Below are 25,701 nucleotides of genomic sequence, written 5' to 3' on the forward strand. Positions count from 1 at the left end.
CAATGAATCAGGTGCAATTTAAAGAACTCGCCATGAATTCACTGAAAAGTAGATGATATTCATCTGACGTTTCAGGAGCGCGGCGCGAACCCGGTCGGATGGGGGCGAATATCGTGACGGCATTAGTCCGCGCAAGTGCAACGGAATCCGAATCGAAAGATTATTAAATTAGTATTCCGTCGTAGTTGAAGTGGAGTCCGGATGCGATTCGTCGGTAATTCCAAGACTTGGTTTTGAATACATGCTCGCGTCGAGATTGCTGCCGGATCGATGCCTGGTGTTTTAGGGGAGGGGCGACGATCATTGTTGTGACCTGCACGTGGCGTGGCGCAGGTTTCGGCTGTGTATGGGCTTGTTCATCTTCCCCGGTCGGTATAACGGAGGTGTGTCGCTGTACTGGCGGGTGCCTGGCGCAGCCGACTTGTCCATCGAACGCGATTCACCCGAAATGTGCGTTGCGGTGGCAACAATCTTTCCGGCTACTTGTGCCGCGGCCCGAACGGCCGCTGCTGCACATCGGCCCCCTGCGCAACGATCGCTGTGCTCTCCGGTACTTCCTCCCACGCGCCCCGCAAGTCGACGAGCGGCTCGGACACGACCATGAACGCGTCGTCGCCGGCTTCGGCGATGCGCGGGTTATGCGGATACAGCTCGTGCAGGTGCTTGAACGACGTACTGTGGAACAGCGAGCGCGACTGCCGTTCGCTCGAATAGCGCACCGCGATGATCCGTTCGCCGTCGGTCGCGCAGATCGTCATGTTGAGCGGGTCGGCCACGCGATGCCGCGCGGCGCTTTCCTCGACCACGCCGACCATCCGCTCGAGCGCCGGCAGCGGCGTCTGCTCGAGGCCGTAGGTCAGCGCGAGGCGGAACATCAGTTCGGAGTCGGTCGAGCCTTCGAGCGTCGGGAACAGCGCGGGATCGACCTTCATCGTCAGGTCGCGGCGCAGCTTGTGGAAATCGCGGATCAGCCCGTTGTGCGCGAACAGCCAGCGGCCGTGGCGGAACGGGTGGCAGTTGGTTTCCTGCACGGGGGTGTCGGTGGCCGCGCGGATGTGCGCGATGAACATCCGCGAGCGGATCGCGCGCGCGGCTTCGCGCAGGTTGCGGTCGTTCCACGCGGGATGCACGGAGCGGTAGCGGAACGGGAGTTCGTCGGGGCGCCCGTACCAGCCGATGCCGAAGCCGTCGCCGTTGGTGGTCGTCGCCCCCAGCTCCGAATGCAGGCTCTGGTCGATCAGCGAGTGCTTCGCGCGGAACAGGACGGTCTCGAGATGAAGCGGATTACCCGTATAGGCGAGCCAGCGGCACATGGAGCGCTCCTTCACGATGGATCGTTCGCAGCATGGTAGCCGACTTCGCGGCGCATCCGTGCCTGGGCGCACGCGGCCGGTCATTCGGGCAGGTAGGCTGGCCAATCTTCATACATCGGGTGCCTCTCCGGATGCGGGATGCGCAACCGCGCGGCCATGCAGCCAATGCGGCCGGGCGCCACCGCCTGACGGCGACGCCGCGGCCGTCAGGTTCACTCGCCGAGCGCGTCCATCACCCGCGCCGAATAGACGAGCGCCGCACCCGCGTTCAGCGCAATCGCGACGCCGAGCGCTTCCGCCACTTCCTCCTTGGTCGCGCCATGCTTGGCCGCTTCCGCGGTGTGCACGGCGATACAGCCGTCGCAGCGCGTCGTGACGGCGACCGCGAGCGCGATCAGTTCGCGCGTCTTCGCGTCGAGATGGCCCGTCTTGGCGCCGGCGCCCGACAGCGCCTTGTAGCCGGCCAGCGTATCGGGCGACAGCTTGGCGATCTCGCCGATGCGCGTCGAGAGTTCCTTCCGGTATTCGTTCCAGTTCAGCATGATGCGTCCTTTCGAGTAGGGGTGGGGAGGGCGGCGGGGGCCGCGATCTCGGGCGATGCAGGGCTATTCTGATCGCTCGCGCTGAGGGTTTCGATACGCTAGAGTGTCAATTTTTAGCGCGATCGTCTCATGGATGCGTTGAGTCAACTCCTGTCTCTGGGCCGCAGCCATGTCGAGCTCGACGTGCGCTGCCTGCTCGACGGGCCGTTCGCGATGCCGCACGACCCGCTGCCGTCCGGCGAGGCGGCGTTTCACCTGGTGCTGGCCGGAACCTGCCGGCTGCGTACCGCGGACGGGCGCACGCTGCAGCTCGCCGACGGCGATTTCGTGCTGCTGCCCGCGGGGGGCGCGCACGACCTGCTCGATGCAGGGGCCGGCCGGTCGCGGCCGGCTGCGGCGCTGCGTGAACAGGGCGCCGGCGGCGGCGCGGTGCTGCCGGTCAAGTCGAATCTCGATCCGGCCGAACCGGGCGGCGCGAGCGTGGACCTGCTGTGCGGGCGGTTCGTCTATGCGCGCGGCGCGGGCGAATTGCTGATGCGCACGCTGCCGCACGTGCTGCATGTCGGGTTGCGCGAGGCGTCGGGGTTCGCGCCGCTGCAACTGCTGACGAGCGTGCTGCGCACCGAGGCGTCGAACGGGCAGCCGGGCGCCGGCGCGATCGTGAACGCGCTCGGCCAGGCGCTGCTCGCGTACGCGTTGCGCGCATACGGGCGGGGTGCGCGCGTGTCGTCCGGCTGGCTGGCACTGGCGGCCGACGCGCGGCTCGGCCCGTCGGTCCAGGCCGTGCTGCAGGCGCCGGAAAAACCGTGGACGGTCGAGTCGCTCGGCGACGCCTCCGCGATGTCGCGCGCGACGTACGCACGCCATTTCCGCGAGCGGGCCGGGATGAGCGTCGGCGCGTTCGTCGCGCAGATCCGGATGATGCACGCGTGCGCGCTGCTGCAGGATACGCAGCGCGGGCAGGCGGAAATCGGTCAGGCGGTCGGCTACCAGTCCGAGGCTGCGTTCGGCAAGGCGTTTCGCGCTGTGCTCGGCACGACGCCGGGACGCTGGCGGCGGGCGCAGCGCGGCATGTAAGACTGCAAGCGACGCTGTCGTGGCACGCGCCAAAGCTGCTACCATGCGCGAAACGCAGTTCAACGAAAACGATTTCGAACAAAAAGAAAGAGAGGGCAAAGCAATGAACCAGACCACCATCCAGCAGCCGTCGTTCGCGTTCGTGGCCGCATCGTGGGCCGCGCTGCTCGCCGGTTTCGCGGCATTCCTGATCGGTCTCTGGAACGCCGGCATGCAGCTCAACGAGAAGGGCTACTACTTCACCGTGCTGGTGTTCGGTCTCTATGCGGCCATCTCGCTGCAGAAGAGCGTCCGCGACCGCGCGGAAGGCATTCCCGTCACCGGCATCTACTACGGCCTCAGCTGGATCGCGCTGCTGCTGTCGATCGCGCTGCTGGTCGTCGGCCTCTTCAACGCGACGCTGCAGTTGAGCGAGAAGGGCTTCTACGCGATGTCGTTCGTGCTCGCGCTGTTCGGCTCGGTCGCCGTGCAGAAGAACACGCGTGACTTGCAGAACGCGAAGCCGCGCTATCCCGACGCCGAATCGGCGCCGTCCGTCCAGGAGTGACGGCACGCGAAGCGGGCGCCGTCCAGGCCGCCCGTTTTGCGACGACGGTCATGGGCGAACCCGCATTCGCCGATGCGCGGCGGGCTCCCCGCCCATTCGTTTCATCCATGCCGGTGCGCATGACGATGGAGATATTCCGGATGCCAGACTTCACAGAAACCACGCGGCATGCCCGCGCGGCTGCCCGTGCCGTGGCGGCGCGGGCCGCGCTCGTGCTGGAGACGAACAACCTGCGCGGCGGCGCGGGGCTCGTGCAGGCCGTCGACAGCCTGAAGCGCCTCGTCTCGGCGCTGTCGAAGCAGACCGTGCCACCCGCGGCACTCGCGCAATGGATCATCACGCATGACGGGCTGCCGGCCGATGCGTGCCAGGAGATCGCCGCGCTGGCCGGCCGCCCGATCGACTTCTTCGAGATCGGCGCAAGCACCGGCTACTACGATGCGAAGAACGACGGGTTCGACCGCGTCGACGCGGCCCGTTGCGACATCGTCGTGTTCGGCGATGCCGATTGCAGGCCGGCCGACGACTGGCTCGAGCACCTGCTCGCACCGTTCGCGCGCGAAGCCGACGATGCGCCCGTCGCGGTGGCGGGGCGCACCAGCTATGCGCCGAACGTGCTCGGCATCGCGCTGACGTCGATCGATTTCATGTATTTCCCGAGCCCGCTGCGTGACGGTGCGACACGCAATTTCTACGCGAACAACGTCGCGTTCCGGCGCGACGTGTTCGCGCAATTCCGCTACGAGCCGCTCGACGGCGTCTATCGCGCGCATTGCCAGGTGATGGGGCTGCGGATGCAGGCAGCCGGCGTGGCCGTCGAGTTCGCACCGGCCGCGCACACCGAACATCGGCTGCCGGACACGCAACGCGAATCGCTGAAGCTGCGCTGGATGCGCGGCGAGGACAGCGTCGGGCTGACGCCGTATCTCGTGAACGCGTACCTGCCGCGCGGCTGGCAGTGGCTCGGTCGCAGCGGCCCGCTCGGCCCGTTCTGCGTGATGGCGATGCGGCTCGGCTACAGCCTGCGCGCGCTGAATCATCAGCAGTTGCCGCAGCTTGGCGTCGCCCGCTATCTCGCGGCCGTCGGCGTCACGATCGCGGCGTCCGCCGTCGATACGCTCGGCGCACTCGCACGCGGTTTCGGTCTCGCCGGGCGTGCATCGGCCCGGCGCGATCTCGACGCGCTGTCCTATCACCGTCATTGAACCGGCGCCGCGCATCACGCGCGGCCACGACACGCCGACACCCAGCATCCATCCTGACAACGACCATGTCCACGCTCGCCACCCGTGTTGCCTGCCTCGCCCTGTTTGCCGCCAGCGTTGGCGCCCATGCCGCGCCGGTCGACCATGCGGGACGCGGGATCTACCACTTCGCATCGCAAAGCGGCTGCCCGTTCATGAACGCGGCAGCCGCGGACTGCAATCGCGTCGCGCTCGATGCGCCGGACGTTCACGCGAGCATCGATACCGATGCGCACGCGATCGTCTTCTCGAGCGATGCGACGCGCCGCACGAAGGACGTGCTCGGCGACGTGCTGCTGCAGGGCACGGGCGTCGACGGCGAAGGCCGGCGCGTGCCGCTGAGCGTGCACGTGCTGCTGCGTCGCGACGGCGCGAAATGGGACCGCGACGTGTACGTCCATGCCCCCGTGCACGGCACGTTCACGGAGGTCCGGATCGATCCGTATCGCGTGCGGGTGAAGGAGGGTGAGGGCGAGCGCGACGTGCTCACGCCGGACGAAACGCTGGCACTGTTCGCGCATCCGTCGCTGGCATCGCGTCTCGCGCGGCATCTCGTGAAGGTGAGCGCGACCGATCCGAAGCAGCCGTTCGCGGACGACATCACGATTGGGCTTGGCGTCGGCGGCCTGACGAAGTCGGTCGCGCGTGCGAGCTTTACATCGAACGCGCCGCACGATGCCGACGTCGATCGCGCACTCGCATCCGGCACGTGGACGATTCGCTTCGATGCACTGAGCAATCACATTCCGGTGTGGGTCGCCCGGCGCGAGCTGTTCCTGTTCGGCCTGGACGGCAGCGCGCTGGTGAAGGACATGCTTACGCGCGGCTTCAGGAAGAACGACCGGATCGAGTTCGGTGCGCGTGACGGTAATGGCTATCTGCGCGTCAACGGCCGCGAGGAAGCATTTGCGGGTGCAGCCGCATCCGCGCACGCGTTCATGCAGGAAAGCTTCATCGGCCTGATCCTCGGATGGCGTCGCGATCCGGCTGGCGCCGCGGCGGCTGCGACGAAATCCGCGTCTGCACGAGGCGAGCCGGCATGAGCGCGGCAGGCGAACTGCCGGCGTCGCCGCAGGCAGCGCACGATGCACGCTTCGATTGTCTCGAGGCGCCCGTGCCGCGCGGGGCGGCGCGGGTGCGCGCGTACCTCGTCGATCGCCTCAAGCGGGCGGCGATCCGGCAGTTGCATCGCAGCGTGCATGGCGAGCGCTGGGTGTTGCGCATGTACCTGATCGGCGAGGAAGCGACCGAGTGCGCGTTGCACGAGGACTGGACCGGACAGCCGCCGGACTGGCTTGCACCGCGGATCGAGCAGCACCTCGCGGACGAGCGTCGTCACGCCGCCGCGTTCGCCGATGCACTGCGCGAGCGCGGTGTCGCGCCGTCGACTGCACCGCATGAGCCCGACTGGTTGAGCCGGCGCAAGATCATGCGATGGCGCCGGCTTGCGCAGCGCCATGCGCCGCATTTCTCGCAAGGCGTGCTCGTGCCGGCCTATGCGACGGGCCTGTGCGCGGAACAGATGGCGATGCGCGTGCTCGCGCGTCACTGCGCGACGATCGGCGATGCCCATCCGTTGTACCCGCTGCTCTCGCGCGTGCTCGCCGACGAGACGCGGCATGTCCGGCTCTGCTCGGACACGCTGCGCCGTCTGGTTGCGCCGTCCGAGGCAGCGCATCTCGCCGCGTTGCTGAACGAGATCCGCGCGATCGAGGCCGGTTTCGGCGTGACGGGCGCGCTGGCGATGGTCGCGGCCGGCTGGTTCCAGTCGCTTCGTCCGCGCGCATGATGCCGCGCATCGTCTATCTCGCGACGGCCGACGCACGCGGCCACCTGATGCGCGCGCAACTGCTCGTGCATGCGCTGCGTGCGGCCGGCGCCCAGGTCGACGTGCTGACGACGTCCGATGCGGGGCAGGCGTTCCTGGCTGCGTTCGACATCGACGCGGCCGTGCTGTCCCGTCACTACGCGGTGCAGTTCGACGAACGCCAGAACATGCTGCGCGACGCGACCGATCGCAATGTCGCGCACTACGTGTTCAGGCCGACGCGCATGCTGCGAGACATCGCGCGGCTGCGTGCGATCGTCCGCGATGCCGATCTCGTGGTCAACGACTCGTTTCATCCGGCGCTGCTGTTCATGGGGGCGATGCCGGGCTGGCGGCGCCGCATCGTCCACGTGTATGGCGGCAGCCTGCGCCGCGCGTTGACCGAGAATTTCGATGCACGGCTGCCGCGCGCACTGGCGCGTGCATTTGCACGGATCGTCGACTGGCAGATCGATTCGGCGCGGTGCTGCATCGAACACGACTTCGCGTACGATGCCGCCGATGACGTCCGGCGATCGTGCGCGCATTACCGTCTGCCGACGCCAGTGCCGATCGTCGCCGGGCAACCCGCTTCGGAACCGGCTGTAGCCGCCATTTATCTGAACCCGCACTTCCGCGATATCGCGCTCGCCGATGCGTTGTCGGCTGGCATGCGCGACGCGGGGCTCGCCACCCATCGCGTGGGCGAGGGCTACGCCGGACACGACGGCTGGACCGGTGTCGACGCCGACTGGGTGACGCGCGCCGCCCATGCACCGCTGATCGTGTCGGCACCCGGCATGGCTGCGCTGTCGATCGCACGCGTGTATCACCGCCCGATCCTGCTTGTGCAGTCCGACCAGCCCGAGCAGGCGAGCAACGCCGCTCGCGCTGCACGGCTGCAGCTCGTGCATCGCGTCGTCACTTGGCGCGGCGATGCGGGCGCGTTCCGGCAGGAAGTCGGGCAGGCCGCAGCCGAATTGATGCGCCATCCCGGTACGCAGGCAGGAACGATCGCCGGCCGCGAGCATGCGCGTGCGCGCGTCGACGCATGGACGTCGCGCCTCCTCGCGTTGCGTCCGCATGCGAAGGTGGCCGATGCGGAGACGCGATGCGAGGCGCCGGCACCACGATGAGTTCGCTGTCGTTTCGTGACGATCGCCGGCCCGATATCCGGCAGATGCTGGCCGCGACGTTCGGCATGGCAGCCGGCCTCGCGATCTTCTTTCTGCTGGAGCGTAGCGTCACGCCGCGCTACGTGTTTGCCACGTCGATCGATGCGCGGATTCCGTTCATCGCATGGTCGTGGTTCGTCTATGTCGGCTTCTTTCCGTTCGTGATTGCGCTTGCCGCGTATGCGCGGCCGCTTGCGTTCGCCGCGTTCAAGGAGGCCGTGTTGATCGCGTTCGTGCTCGGTGTCGTGTGCTTCCTGCTGTTTCCGGAAGCTGTGCCGCGGCCCGACGTCGCGGAGATCGGCAATACGTTCGTACGCCACCGTCTCGCGCGCATGTGGCAGCTCGATCTCGCGGCCAATGGCTTTCCGAGCCTGCATGTCGCTGTAACGTGCCTTGCCTGCCGGATGCTGGTGGATCGGCGACGGCTCGTGACCGTGGCGGTCGGCCTGCTGATCTGCGCGTCGACGCTGACGCTCAAGCAGCATACGGTTGTCGACGTGCTGGGTGGCGTGGCGCTCGCGATGGTCAGTGCGCTCTGGGTCGAGCGGCGATCGCTGCGCGGGAGGCTCGCGTGACGGATGCCCATGTTCATCATGCCGGGCCGGATGCCGAGCTTGCGCGGTTCGTGCCCGATCCCGCGCTGTTTCGCGTGAGCGCGTTGCGTGTGGGCGCAGCGTTGGCAGGCGACTGGCTGATGATTGCCGTCGCGTTCGCGGTTGCAATCGCGTTTGCGCATCCGCTCGGGTACGCGTTGGCCGCGATCGTGATCGCGCGCAGCCAGCTTGCGCTCGCGGTCATGATGCACGAAGGCGCGCATGGTCTGCTGGCGCGGAACCGGCGCGTCAACGATGCGCTGGGCCAACTGTTCGCGGCCGGCCCGCTATGGCTGTCGCTGCGGACGTATCGTGCCGGCCATCTGAAGCACCATCGCGCACCGATGGCGGCGGACGATCCCGTCGCGCTGCTGTTCGGCGTGCACGACTATCCGGTGACGCGCCGGCGGCTGATCGGCCGCCTGCTCGCGTACGCATGCGGGATCGGCTACGTGACGAGTGTCGTGAAGCTCGCCCGCGGCGAGTTCGCGCATGCGTTGCCGAAGGTCGGGAAGTCGCGCGCGTACGCCGCGTGGGAAGTCGCGTCGATGCTGGCCGGCAACGGTGTGCTGTTCGGCGCGCTCGCATGGGCCGGGCATCCGCTGCTGTACGTCACGTTGTGGATCGTGCCGTCCGTCACGCTGCTGCCGCTGGCCGGGCAGGTGCGCGCGATCTTCGAGCATGCGGGGCTGCCGGCCGGTGCCGACCAGAGCCGCAACGCGCGCACGATCGTCCGGCGTTCGTGGCAGACGTTCCTGTTCGGCCCGCACGCGATTCATTTTCATATCGAACATCACCTGTTCGCGCGGATGCCGTTCCATCACCTGCCGGTCGTGCATCGGCAGCTTGCCGAGCGGCGGTTGCTGCCTGATGGCAATCTGTACGCGGGATATGGTGCGGTGCTACGGGACGTCAGTGTGCGCTAATGAATCTTTTGACGCCGGGACTGGCGCACACCGGATCAATCTCTTTCTCGGGCCGTGGCCGGCCGCGGAGCACGCGTACTACGACGCGCTAGCGAGCGCGAAGTTACATGACGAAGAAGACTGGCTGACGAACAGCCTGATCAGCTGCGACTGGGCGTGGTGCCTACCTGACCGGATCTCGGCCGATGCGGGCGGCGACGTGTACGTGAGCGACTGCGGGAACCATACCGTGTTGCGGATCCACATCAAGAGCGATGCGGCGGTGATTGCCGGGCAGCTCGGGGCGTGCGGCAATCGTTTAGGCGCGTTGCCCGGGGGGGCGCTGAATCGTCCAGCACGCGGTTGCGCGTCGGGAACTGCGGCGGTGCAGGTGCCTGTCACGGCCGCGAAACCGGAAACCCACGTGATGGCGGGTTCGGCTCAGTCGCAGCCCTAACCTGTGGGCTGTCCGTGTCGGTCGTCCCGAGCGATTCAGCCCCGGATCTGTTCTACCTTGCGCCTTGTCCGATTTCCTGGAGTTACCTCTTCCGCGATGCATGAAGCTTTCGTCAGCTTATATCGGGACTGTCGAAATATTGAATTCCGTGGTGAATTGTATTGAAAAGCAGTAATATTCCGGTAAGTTAACGTCGCGGCTCCAGTGTGCGAATATTTGAATCAAGCATTTGAAGTTTCCGGTTGCTGCAAGCCGATATCAGCAAGGGTGCGTCAGTCTGCCCCGAGGGGATGGTTCAATGCGTAAATTTCAATAAATGATCGTCAAATTATTGATGTTTTCTTCTTTCTGGAAGTTAACTTAAAATGCAGGGTTCAAGTCAGTCTGGGTTGATTGCAAAAAAACATGAAATCTACTTTATTCTTACATGCGGGCGGTCCTAAAACTGGGTCATCCGCACTGCAAAATTTTCTTGAGTTTAACTCCGATAAGCTTGGTGTGTACGGCGTAGGATACCTAAATAAGGCTGGAATATCATTTGAACATCAGATTTCGAGCGGAAACGGTGAAATGTTGCGTGAAGCCGTTTGCGCGTGTGAGGAAGACGCCGCGTCGGTCGCAGTAGTCATAAAATCCTACTTTGGTAATAGTTCGACTGCGATTTGTTCGTCTGAACTTTTTAGTGAGTTTTCGCCGGAAAATTGGCGATTTCTTGCAAAAGTCTGCCGGGCGGAAGGTATCGAGTTGCGCGTGGTTTTCTATGTGCGAAATGTGATCCCGTTCATGAAATCCGTCTATGATCAGCTTATAAAGCGTCATGGAATGTGTGAGGATTTTGAGGTGTGGATCAGCACTGCAGAGTGGCTTCATGCCTCTACACTCAAGTCGATCGCCGATGCGCTATCGCGAGAGGAAATTACCGTAATCAGCTATGAAGCGATCAACAAGAGGGTGGTTGATTCTTTTGTTGATCTGATTGGAATTGAGGATCTCGAATATCGCGATTTAATCGTTAATCGCTCACTGACTGGTGTCGAGCGTGATTTTCTTCGCAGGATCAATCGGGAGTTTGGTGGCGCTTTTTCCGAAGAAGTTTCGGACCGCATGATTTATGCAGACCCGTATGCAAAATCAGAATCCGTTGAGGTAAGTGCAGAGATCGAAAGCGAGCTTGAACGGCGCTACGGCGCCGATCTGGACTGGATCAATAAAGAGTTTTTTGGCGGGGCTGGTGTTGTTTCTCTTTCCGGAGGAGCGAAAAAAGTCGATCACCAGGCGCATGCCATCCACGCATCCCAGGAAGCAGTTGGCAACATGGTTGGTCATAAGGCGCGCGTGCAAGATCTTGTGCTAGATTGGGCGTTGGAAAAAATTGCACTGACTCAGCAATCCGGCGCCGTCAATGTGGCAAACGCCCTGCTGAATATCGACTGGCATTTGGCAAATGATCCATCGATTCCGGAAGATTTTGATCCGATTGCCTATCTGTTGAACAATGTCGATCTGATTACGGCGGGCATTTCTCCCTATGCCCACTTCATTTCCCATGGGCAATATGAGGTGGGGCGGATCTGGACGGCCGGATCGAACGCCGGATGGGCGAGGGCGAAAGAGGAATTCCGTGAGAAGACGCGGGAATTGCATGAGCTCGAGGAAGAACTGACTCTCGAGCGCGTCAAGTTGGATGCAGACAGCGCGAACGCTAGATTGAATGCCCGCAGTGAGGTGGAGTCATTGTTGCGACGACAGGCGGAAAGGGAGCGAGAGTATGCGGAGGAGATCGCCAATACATACAAGAGGATCGATCGGGAACGTCTTGCGTCAATTGATGTCGCCGAGAAAAAATTTGCGCCTCTGATTGAAGAACATGCGAGGCACGCTGGTGTGCTGGAGAAGCGCCTGATGGACACGCAGGGGCAGTTGGATAATTCCCGTCGGGAAATTGAATTGCTGTTGCGTCAGCAACTGGAGCGCTCGCACGCCCATGCAGAGCAAATGACGCAGTTGCGCTTAGGTATGGACGAGAAACGCGTCGCATTAGTCGATGCCGCCGCCAACGGGCAGCTGGCGTCGACGAACGAGTTTGCAATGCGGACCAACTTGCTTGAAAATGAGCTTTCAACTCTGCGAAATCAACTCGAAGTATCGCGTGGTGAGATCGAGTCGCTGCGACGTCGAACCGCGGAACTTGAGCGCCGAACGGCCCGCGAATTGACGGAGGTATTGAGTGCTGGCCCATTACCTGGTGTGAGTAGTTGACGGCGCCTCAAGGCGGCTTGCGGGCCTGCTATCGAGGCGATAATGCTACCTGGGAGGAGGACGCTGGCAGATAGTTATTCGACAAACGCAGGTTGCTGCGGCGTACCCCTTCCGACGCCGTGGCCGGGTGGCTCCTGCATTGCCGCTGCTATAACGCTTCGTCGTTGCTGCACGAGGACGAAGCGGCCGACCGCACCTCGATAGCCTTGGACGAAAAGCGTAGAACCGTATCGAGAGATGTCGATGTTCCTGCTTTGACGGGCTGAAAAGCCGTGTTGAGGGGTTGCAAGCTGGCGTAGAAGGGAGGATGCGTCCGGCTCGATCAAGACGCTCGCCACGCCAAGCGCGGCGCGATGCTCAAGTCGCGAATCGTAATGCAACGACCGGTTGACACATCGTTGGCCGGCTCAAAAATAGAGAAGGAGCCTGACGTGGTTGCCAAGCCCCTTCTCATATCTTCACGGGCCGTGCGTGCCTCGAACACGCCATACTTTCGGACTCGATACGGATGCGACAGACGCAAAAAAGCCTCCGCTTGGGAGGCTTTAATTTGCACTATCAAAGATAGTTGGTAGGGTGGGAGGGACTCGAACCCTCGACTCTCTGATTAAAAGTCAGATACTCTAACCAACTGAGTTACCACCCCACGTTCTTGAAACCTGTTGGTTCGTTGCTTCAACAACTTGGGCAACGACCCAAAGAGCAAAAGATTATAGCGACGGGTTGTCAGGCTGTCAACAACCCGCCGCGATAATTATTTGATCGTCTCGAGCTTGCCCTGCGCGGTCTGCGCTGCGTTCGACCCGGCGTACTGCGACACGACCTGCTCGAACGTCTTCTTCGCGGCCGCCTTCTGGCCTTGTTCGAGCTGGTTCGTGCCGATTGCCACCAGGGCGTCGGCTGCGCGCGGATGTTGAGGGAACTTGCTGACGATTCCTTGCCACGTTGCAGTCGAACCGCGGTAGTCGCGCAGCGCGTATTGCGCATTGCCGTACCAGTACTGCGCGGTCGGCTGGTAGGGGCTCTGCGGATACTTCGCGATGAACGCGCGGAACGAAGCCGCGGCCGCCTTGAAGTTGCCGTTGCGGAACTGCTGCTGCGCCGCGCTGAGCGCATCCGTTTCACCCGGCTGCACGGTGCCTTCGACACCATCGATCGTCGCCTGCTGCGGCTCGAACTTCTTGAGCCGCGTGTCGAGATCCTGGTAGTACTCCTTCTGCTGCCGCTCGAGCGTCGTCAGCCGGTTCGTCAGGTCCTCGTTCTCGCCGCGCAGCGTCGCGACCTGCTGGTTCAGCTGGTCGAGACGGCCGGATTGATCGAGGATCGTACGCTGGGCGGCGGACAACTGGCTCGCCAGGTTGTCGGTTTTGCTGCGCAGATCGAGCACGGCGCGGCGCGCTTCGTTGTCGTCGAACACGCCGGCGTGCGCCGGCGCGGCCGACCACGCCGCGCCGGCGACGCAGAATGCTGCGGCAACGCGCAGCAGGGATACACGGTGCGTCATACGGCGATTCTTCCGTTACTTACTGTTGGTAGACGAGGTCGGCGCGACGGTTCTGCGCCCACGATGCTTCGTCGTGACCCGCTGCCTGCGGCTTTTCCTTGCCGAGGCTCACGGCTTCCATTTGCGAATCGTTCACGCCGAGCAGTGCCATCGCGCGACGAACGGCTTCCGCACGCTTCTGGCCCAGCGCGAGGTTGTACTCGCTCGTGCCGCGTTCGTCGGTGTTGCCCTGGATCAGCACGTGGCGCTGCGGGTGGCTCTTCAGGTACTGAGCGTGCTGCTGCATCAGCGGCTGGTACTCGTCCTTCACCGAATAGCTGTCGAAGTCGAAGTAGATGCTGCGCTTCGCGAGCGGGCTGTTCGGGTCGTTCAGCGGATCGACGTTCACTTGCGCGACGTTGTCGGCGCTCGGTTGCGTGCTGACCGCACCGCCGGCATTCGCCTTGTCGTCGAGCTTCACGCCCGACTTGCACGCTGCGAGCGCGCTGATCATCATCACGGCCAGGGCCAGACGAGCTTTATTCGACATCATGTTTACTCTCCTTGTGGTCATTGCATGAAGGGCCCCCACGACGGCTCACGTACGGAGCCGCCCTGGACGGACAGGATTTGCGGCGGCGCGCTGCCGTCCGAGGGCACTGCTGCCAGAACATTGCGACCACCCGACTGGGTAGCGTACAGAAGGTACTGGCCGTTTGCCGCGAAGCTCGGCGATTCGTCGCGATTCGTATTCGTGATGGCGTTCGCCGCGCCGGACTGCAGATCCTGAACGTACAGCTTGAAGCCCCCACCCGTGCGGGAGATGTAAGCGAGCAGCTTGCCGTCCGGGCTGATACGCGGACTCGTGTTGTAGCTGCCGGTGAAAGTCACGCGCTGCGCGGCACCGGCGCTTTCACCCTGTGCCGGCATCCGGTAGATCTGCGGCGCGCCGCCGCGGTCGCTCGTGAAGTAGATCCAGCGGCCGTCCGGCGAGTAGAACGGCTCGGTGTCGATCGAGCTGCTCTGCGTGAGGCGGCGCAGGCCGCCGCCCGTCGAGTTGACCGTATAGATTTGCGTATTGCCCGTCAGCGACAGCGCGACGGCCAGCGTGTTGCTGTCCGGCGACCAGGCCGGTGCGCTGTTGTTGCCCTTCTGGTCGGAGACGATGTAGCGACGGCCGGTCGGCAGGTCGTGGATGTAGACGATCGGCTTCTTGCGCTCGAACGAGACATACGCGACCTTCGTGCCGCTCGGCGACCAGGACGGCGAGATGATCGGTTCGGTGCTCGACAGCGCGATGCGCGCGTTCTGGCCGTCCGAATCCGAGATCTGCAACTGGTAGCGGTTGCCGGTCTTGATCACGTACGACAGGCGCGTGGCGAACACGCCGCGCACGCCGAGCAGCTTCTGGTAGATGTAGTCGGCGATTTTGTGGCCGGCCGTGCGCAGCGTGGTGTCGGTGGCCGTCAGGGACAGGCCGCCGAGGCTTTGCTGCTTCACGGTGTCGTACAGGATGAAGTTGACCTTGTACTGGCCGTTCGCCTCGCGGTTCACGCTGCCGGCGACGAACGCATTCGCGCCCTTGGCCTTCCATGCGCCGAGATCGACCGATGCGCTCTCCGGCACGGGCGTGCTGCCGGCGTCGATGTTGGTGAATTTGCCGCTGCGGGCGAGGTCGGCGCGGACGATCGACGTGACCTGCTGCGGCAGGTTCGCCTCATTCGCGAAATTCGCCGTGGCGATGGGGAACTGGGTCGACCCGACACCGGTGATCAGCACGTTGACCTGGGCGTTAGCGGCGCTGCCCGCCGTAATCAGACACGAGGCCACGAGTGCCCTGAAACCTAGCTTTGTCATCAAACTCATGCTTCTTGCTTCCCGTATGGCTTGGATCGCTGCGCAACGGCAGAGACAGTAAAAATACCCGATTCGTTCCCGTCCGACAGCGACGCCCGGAGTGTAAGCGCAATTCTTTTCACTCCGCCGCCTTGAAGGTAATCGTAATGTCAGACGGGGTACGACCGTTAGAATCGGGCGGCAACGGGACCGACGCGTGGATTGCACTCACCACGGCTTGATCCCACCCCGAATTCCCGCTGGAGCGGGAAACCGATGCGCTCAAGACGTCACCGGACGGCGTGCACCGAATCTTGACGACGGTGGTCAGGCCTGCTCGCTCGCCGCCCCAAACGATGTTCGGCTTGACGCGGCGGCGCACCTTGTCGGCATAGCCGGGCGTCGCGGCATTGCCGCCTGAGCCCGTGCCCGTGCCGCTTTTCGCGAGGCCTTCGCCGCCGCCTTCACCGGCGCCGGACAGGCCCTGCATCTGTGCCAGGCGTGCGCTGCGCTCGCGGTCGAGCTTCGCGTTCGCTGCCGCATTGGCCTTCGCGCGCGCCGTGGCTTCGGCCTTCGCCTTGGCCTGGGCTTCCGCCTTTGCCTTCGCGGCCGCGTCGGCCTTCGCCTTCGCCGCCTGCTGCGCTTCGAGCTGCGCCTGCTTTTGCTGCTGGAGTTTCTGCTGTTCGAGCTTCTGCTGCTCGGCGAGCTGCTGTTGCTTGAGCTTGTCGGCCTGCTTCTGCTTGTCGCGTTCCGCGGCCTTTTGCGCGGCGAGTGCGGCTGCCTGCTGCGCCGCGAGCTGCGCGCGCCGGGCTTGCTCTTCCTGCTGGGCCTTCAATTGCTGCGCGCGACGCTGTTGCTCGAGCAGTGCTTCACGCGCGGCCGCTTCCTGCTGCCGCTTCTTCTGCTGCAGCGCGATGTCGGCCTGCTCGTCGCGCACCGGGGGAGGGGGCGGCGCGACCTTCACGGGCGGTGCGGGTGTGACAACGGGCCGCGGCGCGGGGACATCGGGCACCTCGGTCCACAGCTCGGCTTCGGCGCCGGCCGGCGTGCTGTTCTGCCACTGCACGCCGTGATACAGGAACAGCGCGAGCAGCACGTGCATCAGCGCGGCGAGCGCGAATGCGCGCCAGGTGCCGCGCTCGCGGGGAGGCTGAGGCGGGTAGGCGGAGCTGCGCGTGGATTGCTGCCGGTTCATTGCGATTTGACGAGGAGGCCGACGCGCTTGACGCCGCGCGCCTTCAGATCGGACATCACGGTCATGACGGCATCGTACTGCACCGTCTTGTCGGCCGCGATCACGACCGGCTGGTCGGGATGGTCAGCCTGCCGGGCCACGATGAAGCTGTCGAGCTCGGCCTTCGTCATCGTGTCTTCCTGGGTCGCGCCCGAGTCGCCCTTGTACTTGACGCTCATCGTGCGATCGGCCTTGATGTTGACGACGACGGGCGGTGTCTGCTCCTGCGGCGCGGCGTTGCCGACGGTCGGCAGGTTGATGATCGACGGGGCGACGAGCGGTGCGGTGACCATGAAGATCACGAGCAGCACCAGCATCACGTCGATGTACGGCACGACGTTGATGTCGGCCATTGCGCGGCGCGAGCGGCCGCCGCGCATGCTGGATCGGATGGGGCTTCCTGCCATGGCGCGCTCCTTACTGGGCCTGACGCTGCAGGATGTTCGAGAACTCTTCGATGAAGGTCTCGAAGCGGATCGCGAGGCGGTCGATGTCGTGCGCGTAGCGGTTGTACGCGACCACCGCCGGAATCGCGGCGAACAGGCCGATCGCGGTGGCGACGAGCGCCTCGGCGATGCCCGGTGCGACGTTGGCGAGCGTGGCCTGCTGCACGTTCGCGAGGCCGCGGAACGAGTTCATGATCCCCCAGACCGTGCCGAACAGACCGATGTACGGGCTGACCGAGCCGACCGATGCGAGGAACGCGAGGTTCGCTTCGAGCACGTCCATTTCACGCTGGAACGACGCGCGCATCGCGCGGCGCGCACCGTCGAGCACGAGGCCCGGATCGCTGATGCGCTTTTCCTTCGCCTTCAGGAATTCGCGCATGCCCGACTCGAAGATTCGCTCGAGCGCGCCGATCGTGTGGCGGTTGTTGGCTGCGCTCTGGTACAGCGCCTGCAGGTCGCCGCCCGACCAGAAATCCTTCTCGAAGCGTTCGGTCTGCGCGCGCGCACGGCGGATCGCAAACCACTTGCGGAAGATGAAGGTCCACGACATCAGCGACAGCAGCAGCAGCAGCCCCATCACGGCCTGGGCCAGCACGCTCGCGTTGAGGACGAGGGAAATGATCGACAGGTCTTGAGAAGTGTTCATAGAGGTTTGAGTAACGTCCCTTCGGGGCGCCCGGTATGCGTGTGGCGCGGCGCGCCGGCCATGCCTGGCGCCGAACCTTGCTTAGTATCGAATCAGAAAGGCAAGTTCATAGGCTTTGTCTAAACGGCGCTCATGCGAGCTTCGTTGACAGTGCAGTCTGCCCGTCGTCGATGACGGGCCCGCGCTGCAGCGCGTCGAGCACGGCCGGCGGGATGGCCGCGGGCCGGATGCCGGTACGGTCGACGCAGCCGAGACGGATGTGCCCGGATACGAGCAGCGTGTCTCCGCACCAGGCTTCCTGCGCGAATTCCACCGACGCGCGGCCGATGCGTCCGGGCCGGCTCGTGATCGCCAGCGTGTCGTCGAGTCGCGCCGGGGCGCGGTAGTCGAGCGACGTGCTGCGGACGACGAAGATCGCGTCGGTGTCGTCGGCGAGCTGGCGCTGGTCGATGCCGCATGCGCGCAGCCACTCGGTGCGGGCGCGTTCGAAGAACTTCAGGTAGTTGGCATAGAAGACGATGCCGCCTGCGTCGGTATCCTCGTAGTACACGCGCACCGGCCAGATGAAGCCGGACGGCGCTTCCGGGGAGCGGGTAGGCTGGGTCATGGCGCGCATTCTACCGGAAGGCAAGAGCCTGATTCGTAACCGATTCGTAACGGAATGTAGTATGCCGTAGCACACCGCGGGCCGGCCCGGAGGGGCCGGGCCCGCGTGGCTTCAGCCGCGGTGGACGGTCGGGCCGCCGGGGGCTTGCGCGATCGGCATCAGCTCGATCGTGTTGACGTTGACATGCGCCGGGCGCGTCGCGATCCAGTAGATCGTGTCGGCGATGTCCTCGGGCATCAGCGGCTGGACATTGTTGTAGACGTTCGCCGCCTTGGCGTCGTCGCCGCGATAGCGGATGTTCGAGAATTCGGTGCCGCCGCACAGGCCAGGCTCGATGTCGGTGACGCGCAGCGGCGTGCCGAGCAGGTCGGTGCGCAGGTTCAGGCTGAATTGTCTGACGAAAGCCTTGGTCGCGCCGTAGACGTTGCCGCCCGCATAAGGGTACGAGCCCGCGACCGAGCCGATATTGAAGATGTGGCCGCGGCCGCGGTCGATCATGCCGGGCAGCAGCGCGTGCGTGACCGTGACGAGGCCCGTGCAGTTCGTGTCGATCATCGTGTGCCATTCGTCGAGACTGGCCTTTTGGGCCGGCTCGACGCCGAGCGCGAGGCCGGCGTTGTTGACGAGCACGTCGAGCGCCGCGAATTCGGCGGGAAGGGCGGCCGGCACGGCCTCGACGGCCGCGCGATCGCGTACGTCGAGCTCGAGCGGCAGAAGGGAATCGCCGAGTTCGGCGGCGAGCGCATCGAGACGATCCTTGCGGCGCGCGGTCGCGACGACGCGGTGGCCTCCCTTGACGAAGGCACGGGCGATGGCGGCGCCGAAGCCGGCGGACGCGCCTGTGACGAACACGATCATTGCTGCTCCTGGTGGATGACAAAATAGCGAGTGATATCCCGCAAGCCTACTGAGATTGCCGCACCGCGGCAAGGCGGCACAGCGTTCCCGCACGGGCGCGTAGAGTCTGGCCCCAATTGCTTCCGGCGCACCGCCGTGCGGTTGCCTATTCATGACGCATCCAATACACTAACGCGCTCATCACCCCTGCGTGACTGGCGATAGAACCCTTCGGGTTCAAGGTGGAGCATCCCACCGTGAAGCGCGGGGCGCCGTTTTTGCCGTTCGCCTGGGCAGCCGTTGTGCGCCGTCGCGTGCATCGCCGGTGGCTGTCCTGCCTCGCGTCATACGGATTCTTCCGCCACGTCGAGCTGGTCCCGCCAGCAGCGCACCGTACTCGGCCGCTCCGGTCAACCTGTACACACTTAACGGAAACCGTATGTTTGACAGAGCCCAAAGCACCATTGCGAACGTCGATCCCGAAATCTTTGCCGCGATCGAGCAGGAAAACCGCCGCCAGGAAGATCACATCGAGCTGATCGCGTCGGAAAACTACACGAGCCCGGCGGTGATGGCCGCACAGGGTTCGCAACTCACGAACAAGTACGCGGAAGGCTATCCGGGCAAGCGCTACTACGGCGGTTGCGAATACGTCGATGTGGTCGAGCAGCTGGCGATCGACCGCGTGAAGCAGCTGTTCGGCGCGGAAGCCGCGAACGTGCAGCCGAACTCGGGCTCGCAGGCGAACCAGGGCGTGTTCTTCGCGATGCTCAAGCCGGGCGACACGATCATGGGCATGAGCCTCGCGCACGGCGGCCACCTGACGCACGGTTCGCCGGTGAACATGTCGGGCAAGTGGTTCAACGTGGTGAGCTACGGCCTGAACGAGAACGAAGACATCGACTATGAAGCGGCCGAGAAGCTGGCTCAGGAGCACAAGCCGAAGCTGATCGTCGCGGGCGCGTCGGCGTTCTCGCTGAAGATCGATTTCGAACGTCTGGCGAAGATCGCGAAGTCGGTCGGTGCGTACCTGATGGTCGACATGGCCCACTACGCGGGCCTGATCGCAGCGGGCGTGTACCCGAACCCGGTGCCGCACGCGGACTTCGTGACGACGACGACGCACAAGAGCCTGCGCGGCCCGCGCGGCGGCGTGATCCTGATGAAGGCCGAGTACGAGAAGCCGATCAACTCGGCGATTTTCCCGGGGATCCAGGGCGGCCCGCTGATGCACGTGATCGCGGGCAAGGCGGTGGCGTTCAAGGAAGCGCTGTCGCCGGAGTTCAAGGCGTACCAGGAAAAGGTGGTCGAGAACGCCCGCGTGCTGGCTGAAACGCTGGTGAAGCGCGGCCTGCGGATCGTGTCGGGCCGCACGGAAAGCCACGTGATGCTGGTGGACCTGCGCGCAAAGAACATCACGGGCAAGGCAGCGGAAGCGGCACTGGGCGCGGCGCACATCACGGTGAACAAGAACGCGATCCCGAACGACCCGGAAAAGCCGTTCGTGACGAGCGGCGTGCGCCTGGGTTCGCCGGCGATGACGACGCGCGGCTTCGGTCCGGCGGAAGCGGAGCAGGTGGGCAACCTGATTGCGGACGTGCTGGACAATCCGGAAGATGCAGCGACGATCGAGCGCGTGCGCGCGCAGGTCGCCGAGCTGACCAAGCGTTTCCCGGTCTATCGCTGATCGACGATGCGCTGCCCGTTCTGCCGGCATGACGACACGCAGGTCGTGGATTCCCGCGTGTCCGAAGATGGCGCCGCGATCCGGCGGCGCCGTCGCTGCTCGGCTTGCGACAAGCGCTTCACGACGTACGAGCGGGTCGAGCTGTCCCTGCCGTTCGTCGTGAAGAAGGACGGCAGCCGCACGGAATTCGACCGTCGCAAGCTCGTCGCCAGCATGCAACTCGCGCTGCGCAAGCGGCCGGTCGCTGCCGACGCGATCGACGCGGCGGTCGCCCGCATCGAATATCAACTGCTCGCGACAGGCGAGCGCGAAGTGCGTAGCGAGAAACTCGGCGAACTCGTGATGAACGAGTTGCGCGGGCTCGATACGATCGCTTATGTCCGCTTCGCATCGGTGTATCGCCGGTTCGAGGACGTTTCCGAATTTGCCGACGTGATCGAAGAGTTCCGTCGCGCCTCTCCCGCCAAGACTCCACGTAAGCGCTGACGCGCTGCGTTCGTTCATCGTCTTCTCCGTTGGGTCAGTTCGCGCCGATTGTGTCGGGCGCGATCGCATGCCGCCAGTCAGCCATTCGGCAAATGGTGCGTGTCCGCACGTGTCGCTACAGTCGTCGCATCACCTTGGCGACGGACGACTGCGATGGGACTGCACGCTCAACCCCTGAAAAATGTATTGCGACGCGCGGGCGGATTCACGCTCGTCGAATTGATGGTCGCCATCTCGCTGGCGGCCGGGCTCGCGCTTTATGCTGCGCCTGCGTTCGACCAGTGGCGCATGCGCGAACGCGTGGATGCACGCTCGCGCGCGTTGCTCGGTGCGCTGTCGTTTGCACGTAACGAGGCGACGCGTCTCGGCGTGCGCGTCACGCTGTGCCGGGCGGGTAGCGCCGGTACCTGTCTGCGAGCGGGTGAGCGGTGCGATCCGGCTGAATGGTCGTGTGACTGGATCGTCAGCGGGCAGGTCGACGGGCAGTCGCGCGTGCTGCGGCGCTATCCGCGCGATGCCGAAGTGGCCGTCGCGGGTGCCGCGCACGATCTCGCGTTCGCACCGCCGGTCGGACAGGCAATCGGTGGCATCCGGCGCTTCGAATTGCGTCCGCGACGCGACGTGCCGGGGGCGGACGACGCGCATGCATCGCGTTGCGTGCGGATCGCGGCAGGCGGCCGGGCGCGGGTTGTCGCCGGCCGTTGCGACGCGGCGTGAGCGTCATGCGCAACGCCATGCGCGGCACGTCGCTGATCGAAGCGATGCTGGCCATCGCGCTGCTCGCGACCGTCATGCTGGCGGTCGCGGGCAGCCAGCTTGCGATGGCGCGTGCGCAGCGCGCGACGATCTGGCGTGAACGCGCGCTGTGGCTGGCCGATGCGCGTATCGAGCGCTTGCACGTCGCTGCGGTGGCCGACGATGGCCTCGCGGCGCGAGCCGCAGCGTCGCTGCCCGGCGGCACGATGACGCGCGGTGACGGGCCGGATGGCGTTCGCTACATGGTTGTCGGCTGGCGCGGCGCCAATGCGGCCACCGGGCCGCGATGCGAAGCGGAGGGAAGCTCGGCGCAGCCGCCGTCGTGCGTCCGGATTCCGTATCGGGAGGCTGAAGCCGATGAACGCTGATCGCCGCATGCGTGCGCATACGTTGCTTGAAGTGCTGATTGCGATGACCGTCGGTCTGCTCGTGCTCGCGGCGGCCGGTGCGCTGTACCACGCGCAGCGCGTCGCACAGCGGCGCGCGGACGACGGGTTCCGGATGCGCGATGCGGCTGGCACCGCACTGATGCTGATCGGCCAGCAGATCCAGATGGCCGGATTTCGGCCGCTCGATTTGGAAGGTGTCTCGTCGTTGCCATCCGTATTCGGCTGTTCGATGGCGCGCGTGAGGGGCGAGGGCGCGCAGGTACGGTGCGAGCCGGTGCGCGGTGCGTCGGACGCTTTGCTGATCCGGTATGTTGGCGATGCCGTGTCGACGTGGCTCACCGTTAGCGGCCAGGTGTCGGATTGCCTCGGGCAGGGTGTCGGCGTGTCCGGCGAACGTGCGCCGGTGGAGAACCGCTTCGATGTGCACACCAGTCCGTCGACGGGCGAGCCTGAACTGTATTGCGAAGGAAGCGGCCGTCCGGGCACGCCGCAGCCGGTCGTGTCGGGAATCGATCAGTTGCGGGTGCGCTATCTTCGCCGCGGCGGCACGCAGTTCGTCGAGGCCGACGCATTGCGCGGCGACGACTGGCGCGATGTCGTGGCCGTGCATGTCTGCGTGCGGGCGCGCGGCGAACCGACGGGCGAGCCGGTGCGGCACGTCGACTGCGACGGCCGCATTGTCGTTGCGCAAGACGGCCGCGTGCGTCTGACGCTCGATCGCATCGTCGCGTTGCGCAATGCCGCGCGCACATTCGACGATACGTCGCGTGATGTCACGGATGAACCCGAGGTGCCGCGATGAACGGAGCGAGGCAGTATGCGCGCAAGAGGTCGCGGTGTGTTGCGACACGCAACACGCATGAGCGAATCGAAACACGCAGTGACGGTCCGCGGCAGGCTGCAGATGCGAAAGTCCAAACAGCGAGCCAGCGAGCGCCGCACATACGCTTGCGGTCAGCCAGCCGCGATTGGCGTCGCGACGCGGGCCTCGCATTGCCTGCGGTGATCGCGGTTGGCGCAGTGGTGGCGGCGCTGACCGGCACGTGGTTCGAAGCCGCACTGACGGAGTCGCGCCGCACGCGCGCGTTATCCGATCGGCTGGTTGCATTCCACGCGGCCGATGCCGCGCTGGCAGCGTGCACCGCGCGATTGCGCCGGGGCGCGGCGCCGTACGTGAGCGAAGGCGAGTCGCGCGCGGAGCCCGACGCGTGGCGGCGCATGCCGGCGCTGGTGGCCGCCGAAGCGTTCGCGCCGTTCGCCGGATGGCCGATGGCCGTTCAACCGCCGCGATGCCTGATCGAAGCGTGGCGCGGGGCGGGGCCGGCCGGCGGCCGCGCATACGTCGTCACCGCCCGTGGCGTCGGTGCGCATGCATCGAGCGCAGTCTGGCTGCAGCACCAGGTCGCGATCCGCGATGGACACATCGTCGCCCTGCACTGGCGTCGCGTCGCGACGGTGCTTCGATGAACGGTCGCGCGTCCGTATACCGCTCGGCGGGATTCACGCTGATCGAACTGATGATCGTGCTCGCGATCGTTGCGGTGCTGGCCGGATGGGGCATCCCGTCGTATCGCGAGCATGTCGTGCGCGTTCATCGCGCGTCGGCGGTCGCCGCGTTGTACCGTGCGGCCCAATATCTTGAAACACTGGACGGTGTGCCGCCTTCGGCATTGCCGACGGCGCTCACACAAGCGCCGCCGGACGGGCGCGCGGTCTATCGACTGGCGCTCAGGCGGCCGGACCGCGACGATTCGCCGGCGAGTTATGACCTGGAGGCCATCCCGCTCGACACGGGCCCGATGCACGACGACGCGTGCGGTGCATTCACGCTGCGTTCGGACGGGACGAAAGGCAATGTGCGAAGTGACGGCGCCGACGGACAGGTCGCGGCGTGCTGGGGCGTGCGTTGAATGCGGCGGGAGGGCGCGCCACGGCGCTTGGCCGTGCGCGCGGGATGCCGACGACGGTCAGTCGTCGTGCGTGTCGAGTCCGCGCTCGTCGCGGGACTGCTTCCAGATCCGGTAGACCTCCCATGCCGCGAAACCGAGGGTGCCCCACTTCAGCGCGGGGCCCGCACTCGCGCGCAGCAGCGAGCGAACGGGTTTGGCGAGGACGAGCGATGCGAGCGAGCTCAGCATCGGATACTGGTTGACGAGCTGTCCGAGGTTCGCGTTCAGGTTCTTGGCGGACTGGCTGAACTTGCTGCTGGACAGGCCGGGAATGAACACCTTGAGCCAGCTGAAGCGCGTCACCGCGCGGCGCATGTCGCCGGCGGCTTCCGCGAGTTCGAGCCGCTCGACTTCGGATCGCAGGATCAGCAGTTCCTTGCGGAGCGCGCGATGCTGCGACGCGCTCCAGTTCGATCGCGACGAATGGGAGCGGGGTGAATTGCCCGTGACGTTCTGGCTCATGGCGCGTCGGCGAAGTAGGTGGGAGGGGTGAGCGCGACTGCGTTCACGGCTTGCCGCGGAACAGTTCGCGGTCTTTCTCGAGTTCGGCGAGCGTCGCCTCGAATACGGTCGGCGCGTCGCGCAGGCCCGAGCGGGCCTTCAGTGCGCATGCGATCCCGCCCGCGGCATACAGCGCGGTGATCGCCGCGAGCGACTGCCAGCGGTAGGTATCCCAGAACGCGATCGCGATGAGTACGGTCAGGCTGATGAGCGCCATCGTGGCGAGCATCATCGCGGCGAGCCCGAGGAACAGCACGCCCATCAGGCGCTCCTTCTCCTCGGCGAGCTCGATGCCCACCAGTTCGAGGCGCGTTTGCAGAAGGCCGATCGCGGAGCCGACGAGGCGGCGCAGCGGTCCTTGGCCGGACGGCTGCGAGGTGGTGTCTGTCGTCATGGGTGAGGTGCGTGCGCGTGCAGTGTGCAGCTAGGACAAAGCCGGCCGGCGGAAACCGCCGGCTGGCTTCGACGCCCGCAGGCCGCGCGACGCGGCCAACGGCACGAAACGGCGCAGAGCGCGTTACTTGCGGTTGATCAGCAGGCCGATCAGCACGCCCACGCCGGCGGCAACGCCGATCGACGTCCACGGATGCTCGTGCACGTAGTCGTCGGTCGCGCGTGCGGCCTTCTTGCCTTTCTCGACCACCACGACCTGGACGTCGGCCGCCTTTTCCTTGGCCTGCTTGAGGCGCGACATGGCTTTCTCGCGCAGCTCGGCCGCACGGTCGCCCGTGCTGCTCGCAGCTTGCTTGAGCAGGTCTTCGGCGTCCGAGAGAACGGTTTTGATATCCGACATCAGTTTCTCCTTGTTGATTTCCGACATTGCAACTCCCTTCGTGCTGTCATGCTGCAGGTTCATATCCTAGCGAAACGCCTGCCTGCTGGCGAGCCGGGAAGACACACGGTGGCGGTGCAAGACTGCATG

Annotated in this window: 30 protein-coding genes, 1 tRNA gene and 1 riboswitch; of the genes, 17 read left to right on the top strand and 14 right to left on the bottom strand. The window is 65.1% G+C overall.

Annotation, left to right across the window (positions count from 1 at the left end; genetic code table 11):
• Positions 1-479: 479 nt before the first annotated feature.
• Complete coding sequence (locus CFB45_RS03820; RefSeq protein WP_089424591.1) at positions 480-1,313, bottom strand: class II glutamine amidotransferase; 834 nt, start codon at positions 1,311-1,313, stop codon at positions 480-482.
• A gap of 212 nt (positions 1,314-1,525) precedes the next feature.
• Positions 1,526-1,855, bottom strand: coding sequence for a carboxymuconolactone decarboxylase family protein (locus CFB45_RS03825; RefSeq protein ID WP_011351062.1), 330 nt, complete (start codon positions 1,853-1,855; stop codon positions 1,526-1,528).
• A gap of 129 nt (positions 1,856-1,984) precedes the next feature.
• On the opposite strand from CFB45_RS03825, the gene CFB45_RS03830 reads away from it, so the two are divergent.
• The 10 genes from CFB45_RS03830 to CFB45_RS03875 all read left to right on the top strand — a co-directional run bounded on the left by CFB45_RS03830 (position 1,985) and on the right by CFB45_RS03875 (position 11,919).
• The gene (locus CFB45_RS03830) at positions 1,985-2,932 is read left to right on the top strand and encodes a cupin domain-containing protein (RefSeq protein WP_089424592.1); all 948 of its coding nucleotides are present in this window, start codon (positions 1,985-1,987) and stop codon (positions 2,930-2,932) included.
• A gap of 103 nt (positions 2,933-3,035) precedes the next feature.
• Entirely contained in the window at positions 3,036-3,479 is a 444-nt protein-coding gene (gene yiaA, locus CFB45_RS03835) for an inner membrane protein YiaA (protein WP_069249222.1), read from the top strand.
• Between the two features lie 140 nt (positions 3,480-3,619).
• A complete protein-coding gene (locus CFB45_RS03840; RefSeq protein WP_089425852.1) occupies positions 3,620-4,684 on the top strand; it encodes a glycosyltransferase in 1,065 nt (354 codons plus the stop codon).
• Positions 4,685-4,749: 65 nt separating this feature from the next.
• Positions 4,750-5,766, top strand: coding sequence for a hypothetical protein (locus CFB45_RS03845; protein ID WP_089424593.1), 1,017 nt, complete (start codon positions 4,750-4,752; stop codon positions 5,764-5,766).
• Positions 5,763-6,512, top strand: coding sequence for a hypothetical protein (locus tag CFB45_RS03850; protein WP_089425853.1), 750 nt, complete (start codon positions 5,763-5,765; stop codon positions 6,510-6,512). The genes CFB45_RS03845 and CFB45_RS03850 overlap by 4 nt, the downstream gene beginning before the upstream one ends.
• The gene (locus CFB45_RS03855) at positions 6,509-7,666 is read left to right on the top strand and encodes a hypothetical protein (RefSeq protein WP_089424594.1); all 1,158 of its coding nucleotides are present in this window, start codon (positions 6,509-6,511) and stop codon (positions 7,664-7,666) included. The genes CFB45_RS03850 and CFB45_RS03855 overlap by 4 nt, the downstream gene beginning before the upstream one ends.
• Positions 7,642-8,280 (top strand): phosphatase PAP2 family protein, encoded by a 639-nt coding sequence (locus CFB45_RS03860; RefSeq protein ID WP_256978113.1) that lies wholly within the window; start codon positions 7,642-7,644, stop codon positions 8,278-8,280. The genes CFB45_RS03855 and CFB45_RS03860 overlap by 25 nt, the downstream gene beginning before the upstream one ends.
• Complete coding sequence (locus CFB45_RS03865) at positions 8,277-9,224, top strand: fatty acid desaturase family protein (protein WP_089424595.1); 948 nt, start codon at positions 8,277-8,279, stop codon at positions 9,222-9,224. The genes CFB45_RS03860 and CFB45_RS03865 overlap by 4 nt, the downstream gene beginning before the upstream one ends.
• A complete protein-coding gene (locus tag CFB45_RS03870; RefSeq protein ID WP_179255038.1) occupies positions 9,214-9,660 on the top strand; it encodes a hypothetical protein in 447 nt (148 codons plus the stop codon). Before CFB45_RS03865 ends, CFB45_RS03870 begins: the two co-directional genes overlap by 11 nt.
• A 405-nt stretch (positions 9,661-10,065) precedes the next feature.
• Complete coding sequence (locus CFB45_RS03875) at positions 10,066-11,919, top strand: hypothetical protein (RefSeq protein ID WP_144025161.1); 1,854 nt, start codon at positions 10,066-10,068, stop codon at positions 11,917-11,919.
• Positions 11,920-12,488: 569 nt separating this feature from the next.
• Here CFB45_RS03875 and CFB45_RS03880 read toward each other — a convergent pair.
• The 9 genes from CFB45_RS03880 to CFB45_RS03920 all read right to left on the bottom strand — a co-directional run bounded on the left by CFB45_RS03880 (position 12,489) and on the right by CFB45_RS03920 (position 19,032).
• A tRNA-Lys gene (locus CFB45_RS03880) sits at positions 12,489-12,565 on the bottom strand.
• A gap of 108 nt (positions 12,566-12,673) precedes the next feature.
• Positions 12,674-13,423, bottom strand: a complete 750-nt coding sequence (gene ybgF / locus CFB45_RS03885; RefSeq protein WP_011351071.1) for a tol-pal system protein YbgF — start codon at positions 13,421-13,423, stop codon at positions 12,674-12,676.
• Between the two features lie 19 nt (positions 13,424-13,442).
• Positions 13,443-13,955, bottom strand: a complete 513-nt coding sequence (pal, locus tag CFB45_RS03890; protein WP_089424598.1) for a peptidoglycan-associated lipoprotein Pal — start codon at positions 13,953-13,955, stop codon at positions 13,443-13,445.
• 17 nt (positions 13,956-13,972) lie between these two features.
• Complete coding sequence (gene tolB, locus CFB45_RS03895) at positions 13,973-15,268, bottom strand: Tol-Pal system beta propeller repeat protein TolB (RefSeq protein WP_043189432.1); 1,296 nt, start codon at positions 15,266-15,268, stop codon at positions 13,973-13,975.
• A gap of 109 nt (positions 15,269-15,377) precedes the next feature.
• Positions 15,378-16,433, bottom strand: coding sequence for a cell envelope integrity protein TolA (tolA, locus tag CFB45_RS03900; RefSeq protein WP_089424599.1), 1,056 nt, complete (start codon positions 16,431-16,433; stop codon positions 15,378-15,380).
• Positions 16,430-16,879 (bottom strand): protein TolR, encoded by a 450-nt coding sequence (gene tolR / locus CFB45_RS03905; protein ID WP_011351075.1) that lies wholly within the window; start codon positions 16,877-16,879, stop codon positions 16,430-16,432. Before tolR ends, tolA begins: the two co-directional genes overlap by 4 nt.
• Positions 16,880-16,889: 10 nt before the next feature.
• Positions 16,890-17,567, bottom strand: coding sequence for a protein TolQ (tolQ, locus tag CFB45_RS03910; RefSeq protein ID WP_021157170.1), 678 nt, complete (start codon positions 17,565-17,567; stop codon positions 16,890-16,892).
• Positions 17,568-17,697: 130 nt separating this feature from the next.
• Entirely contained in the window at positions 17,698-18,183 is a 486-nt protein-coding gene (ybgC, locus tag CFB45_RS03915) for a tol-pal system-associated acyl-CoA thioesterase (RefSeq protein ID WP_089424600.1), read from the bottom strand.
• 102 nt (positions 18,184-18,285) lie between these two features.
• A complete protein-coding gene (locus CFB45_RS03920; protein WP_089424601.1) occupies positions 18,286-19,032 on the bottom strand; it encodes an SDR family NAD(P)-dependent oxidoreductase in 747 nt (248 codons plus the stop codon).
• A 180-nt stretch (positions 19,033-19,212) separates the two neighbouring features.
• Positions 19,213-19,313, top strand: a riboswitch (ZMP/ZTP riboswitch).
• Positions 19,314-19,450: 137 nt separating this feature from the next.
• Between CFB45_RS03920 and glyA the strand changes: the two genes are divergently transcribed.
• From glyA to CFB45_RS03960, 7 genes are all read left to right on the top strand, one after another.
• Complete coding sequence (gene glyA, locus CFB45_RS03930) at positions 19,451-20,698, top strand: serine hydroxymethyltransferase (RefSeq protein ID WP_021157166.1); 1,248 nt, start codon at positions 19,451-19,453, stop codon at positions 20,696-20,698.
• Positions 20,699-20,704: 6 nt separating this feature from the next.
• The gene (gene nrdR / locus CFB45_RS03935; protein WP_089424602.1) at positions 20,705-21,184 is read left to right on the top strand and encodes a transcriptional regulator NrdR; all 480 of its coding nucleotides are present in this window, start codon (positions 20,705-20,707) and stop codon (positions 21,182-21,184) included.
• 153 nt (positions 21,185-21,337) lie between these two features.
• Entirely contained in the window at positions 21,338-21,901 is a 564-nt protein-coding gene (locus CFB45_RS03940; RefSeq protein WP_089424603.1) for a GspH/FimT family pseudopilin, read from the top strand.
• A 5-nt stretch (positions 21,902-21,906) separates the two neighbouring features.
• Positions 21,907-22,308, top strand: a complete 402-nt coding sequence (locus CFB45_RS03945; protein ID WP_089425855.1) for a type IV pilus modification PilV family protein — start codon at positions 21,907-21,909, stop codon at positions 22,306-22,308.
• Positions 22,298-23,131, top strand: coding sequence for a PilW family protein (locus CFB45_RS03950; RefSeq protein ID WP_089424604.1), 834 nt, complete (start codon positions 22,298-22,300; stop codon positions 23,129-23,131). Before CFB45_RS03945 ends, CFB45_RS03950 begins: the two co-directional genes overlap by 11 nt.
• Positions 23,132-23,334: 203 nt before the next feature.
• On the top strand, positions 23,335-23,796 hold the full coding sequence (locus tag CFB45_RS03955) for a pilus assembly protein (RefSeq protein ID WP_256978216.1): 462 nt from the start codon (positions 23,335-23,337) through the stop codon (positions 23,794-23,796).
• On the top strand, positions 23,793-24,239 hold the full coding sequence (locus CFB45_RS03960) for a type IV pilin protein (RefSeq protein ID WP_089424606.1): 447 nt from the start codon (positions 23,793-23,795) through the stop codon (positions 24,237-24,239). The genes CFB45_RS03955 and CFB45_RS03960 overlap by 4 nt, the downstream gene beginning before the upstream one ends.
• Before the next feature lie 57 nt (positions 24,240-24,296).
• Here the strand turns inward: CFB45_RS03960 and CFB45_RS03965 are convergent, their stop codons facing one another.
• From CFB45_RS03965 to CFB45_RS03975, 3 genes are all read right to left on the bottom strand, one after another.
• Positions 24,297-24,740: a DUF3318 domain-containing protein gene (locus CFB45_RS03965; RefSeq protein ID WP_089424607.1), complete on the bottom strand. Its 444-nt coding sequence runs from the start codon at positions 24,738-24,740 to the stop codon at positions 24,297-24,299.
• Positions 24,741-24,783: 43 nt separating this feature from the next.
• The gene (locus CFB45_RS03970) at positions 24,784-25,173 is read right to left on the bottom strand and encodes a phage holin family protein (RefSeq protein ID WP_011351086.1); all 390 of its coding nucleotides are present in this window, start codon (positions 25,171-25,173) and stop codon (positions 24,784-24,786) included.
• Positions 25,174-25,296: 123 nt separating this feature from the next.
• Positions 25,297-25,599: a DUF883 family protein gene (locus CFB45_RS03975; protein ID WP_006494044.1), complete on the bottom strand. Its 303-nt coding sequence runs from the start codon at positions 25,597-25,599 to the stop codon at positions 25,297-25,299.
• Between the last annotated feature and the right edge of the window lie 102 nt (positions 25,600-25,701).

It is taken from the genome of Burkholderia sp. HI2500, from assembly GCF_002223055.1.
Taxonomy (GTDB): domain Bacteria; phylum Pseudomonadota; class Gammaproteobacteria; order Burkholderiales; family Burkholderiaceae; genus Burkholderia.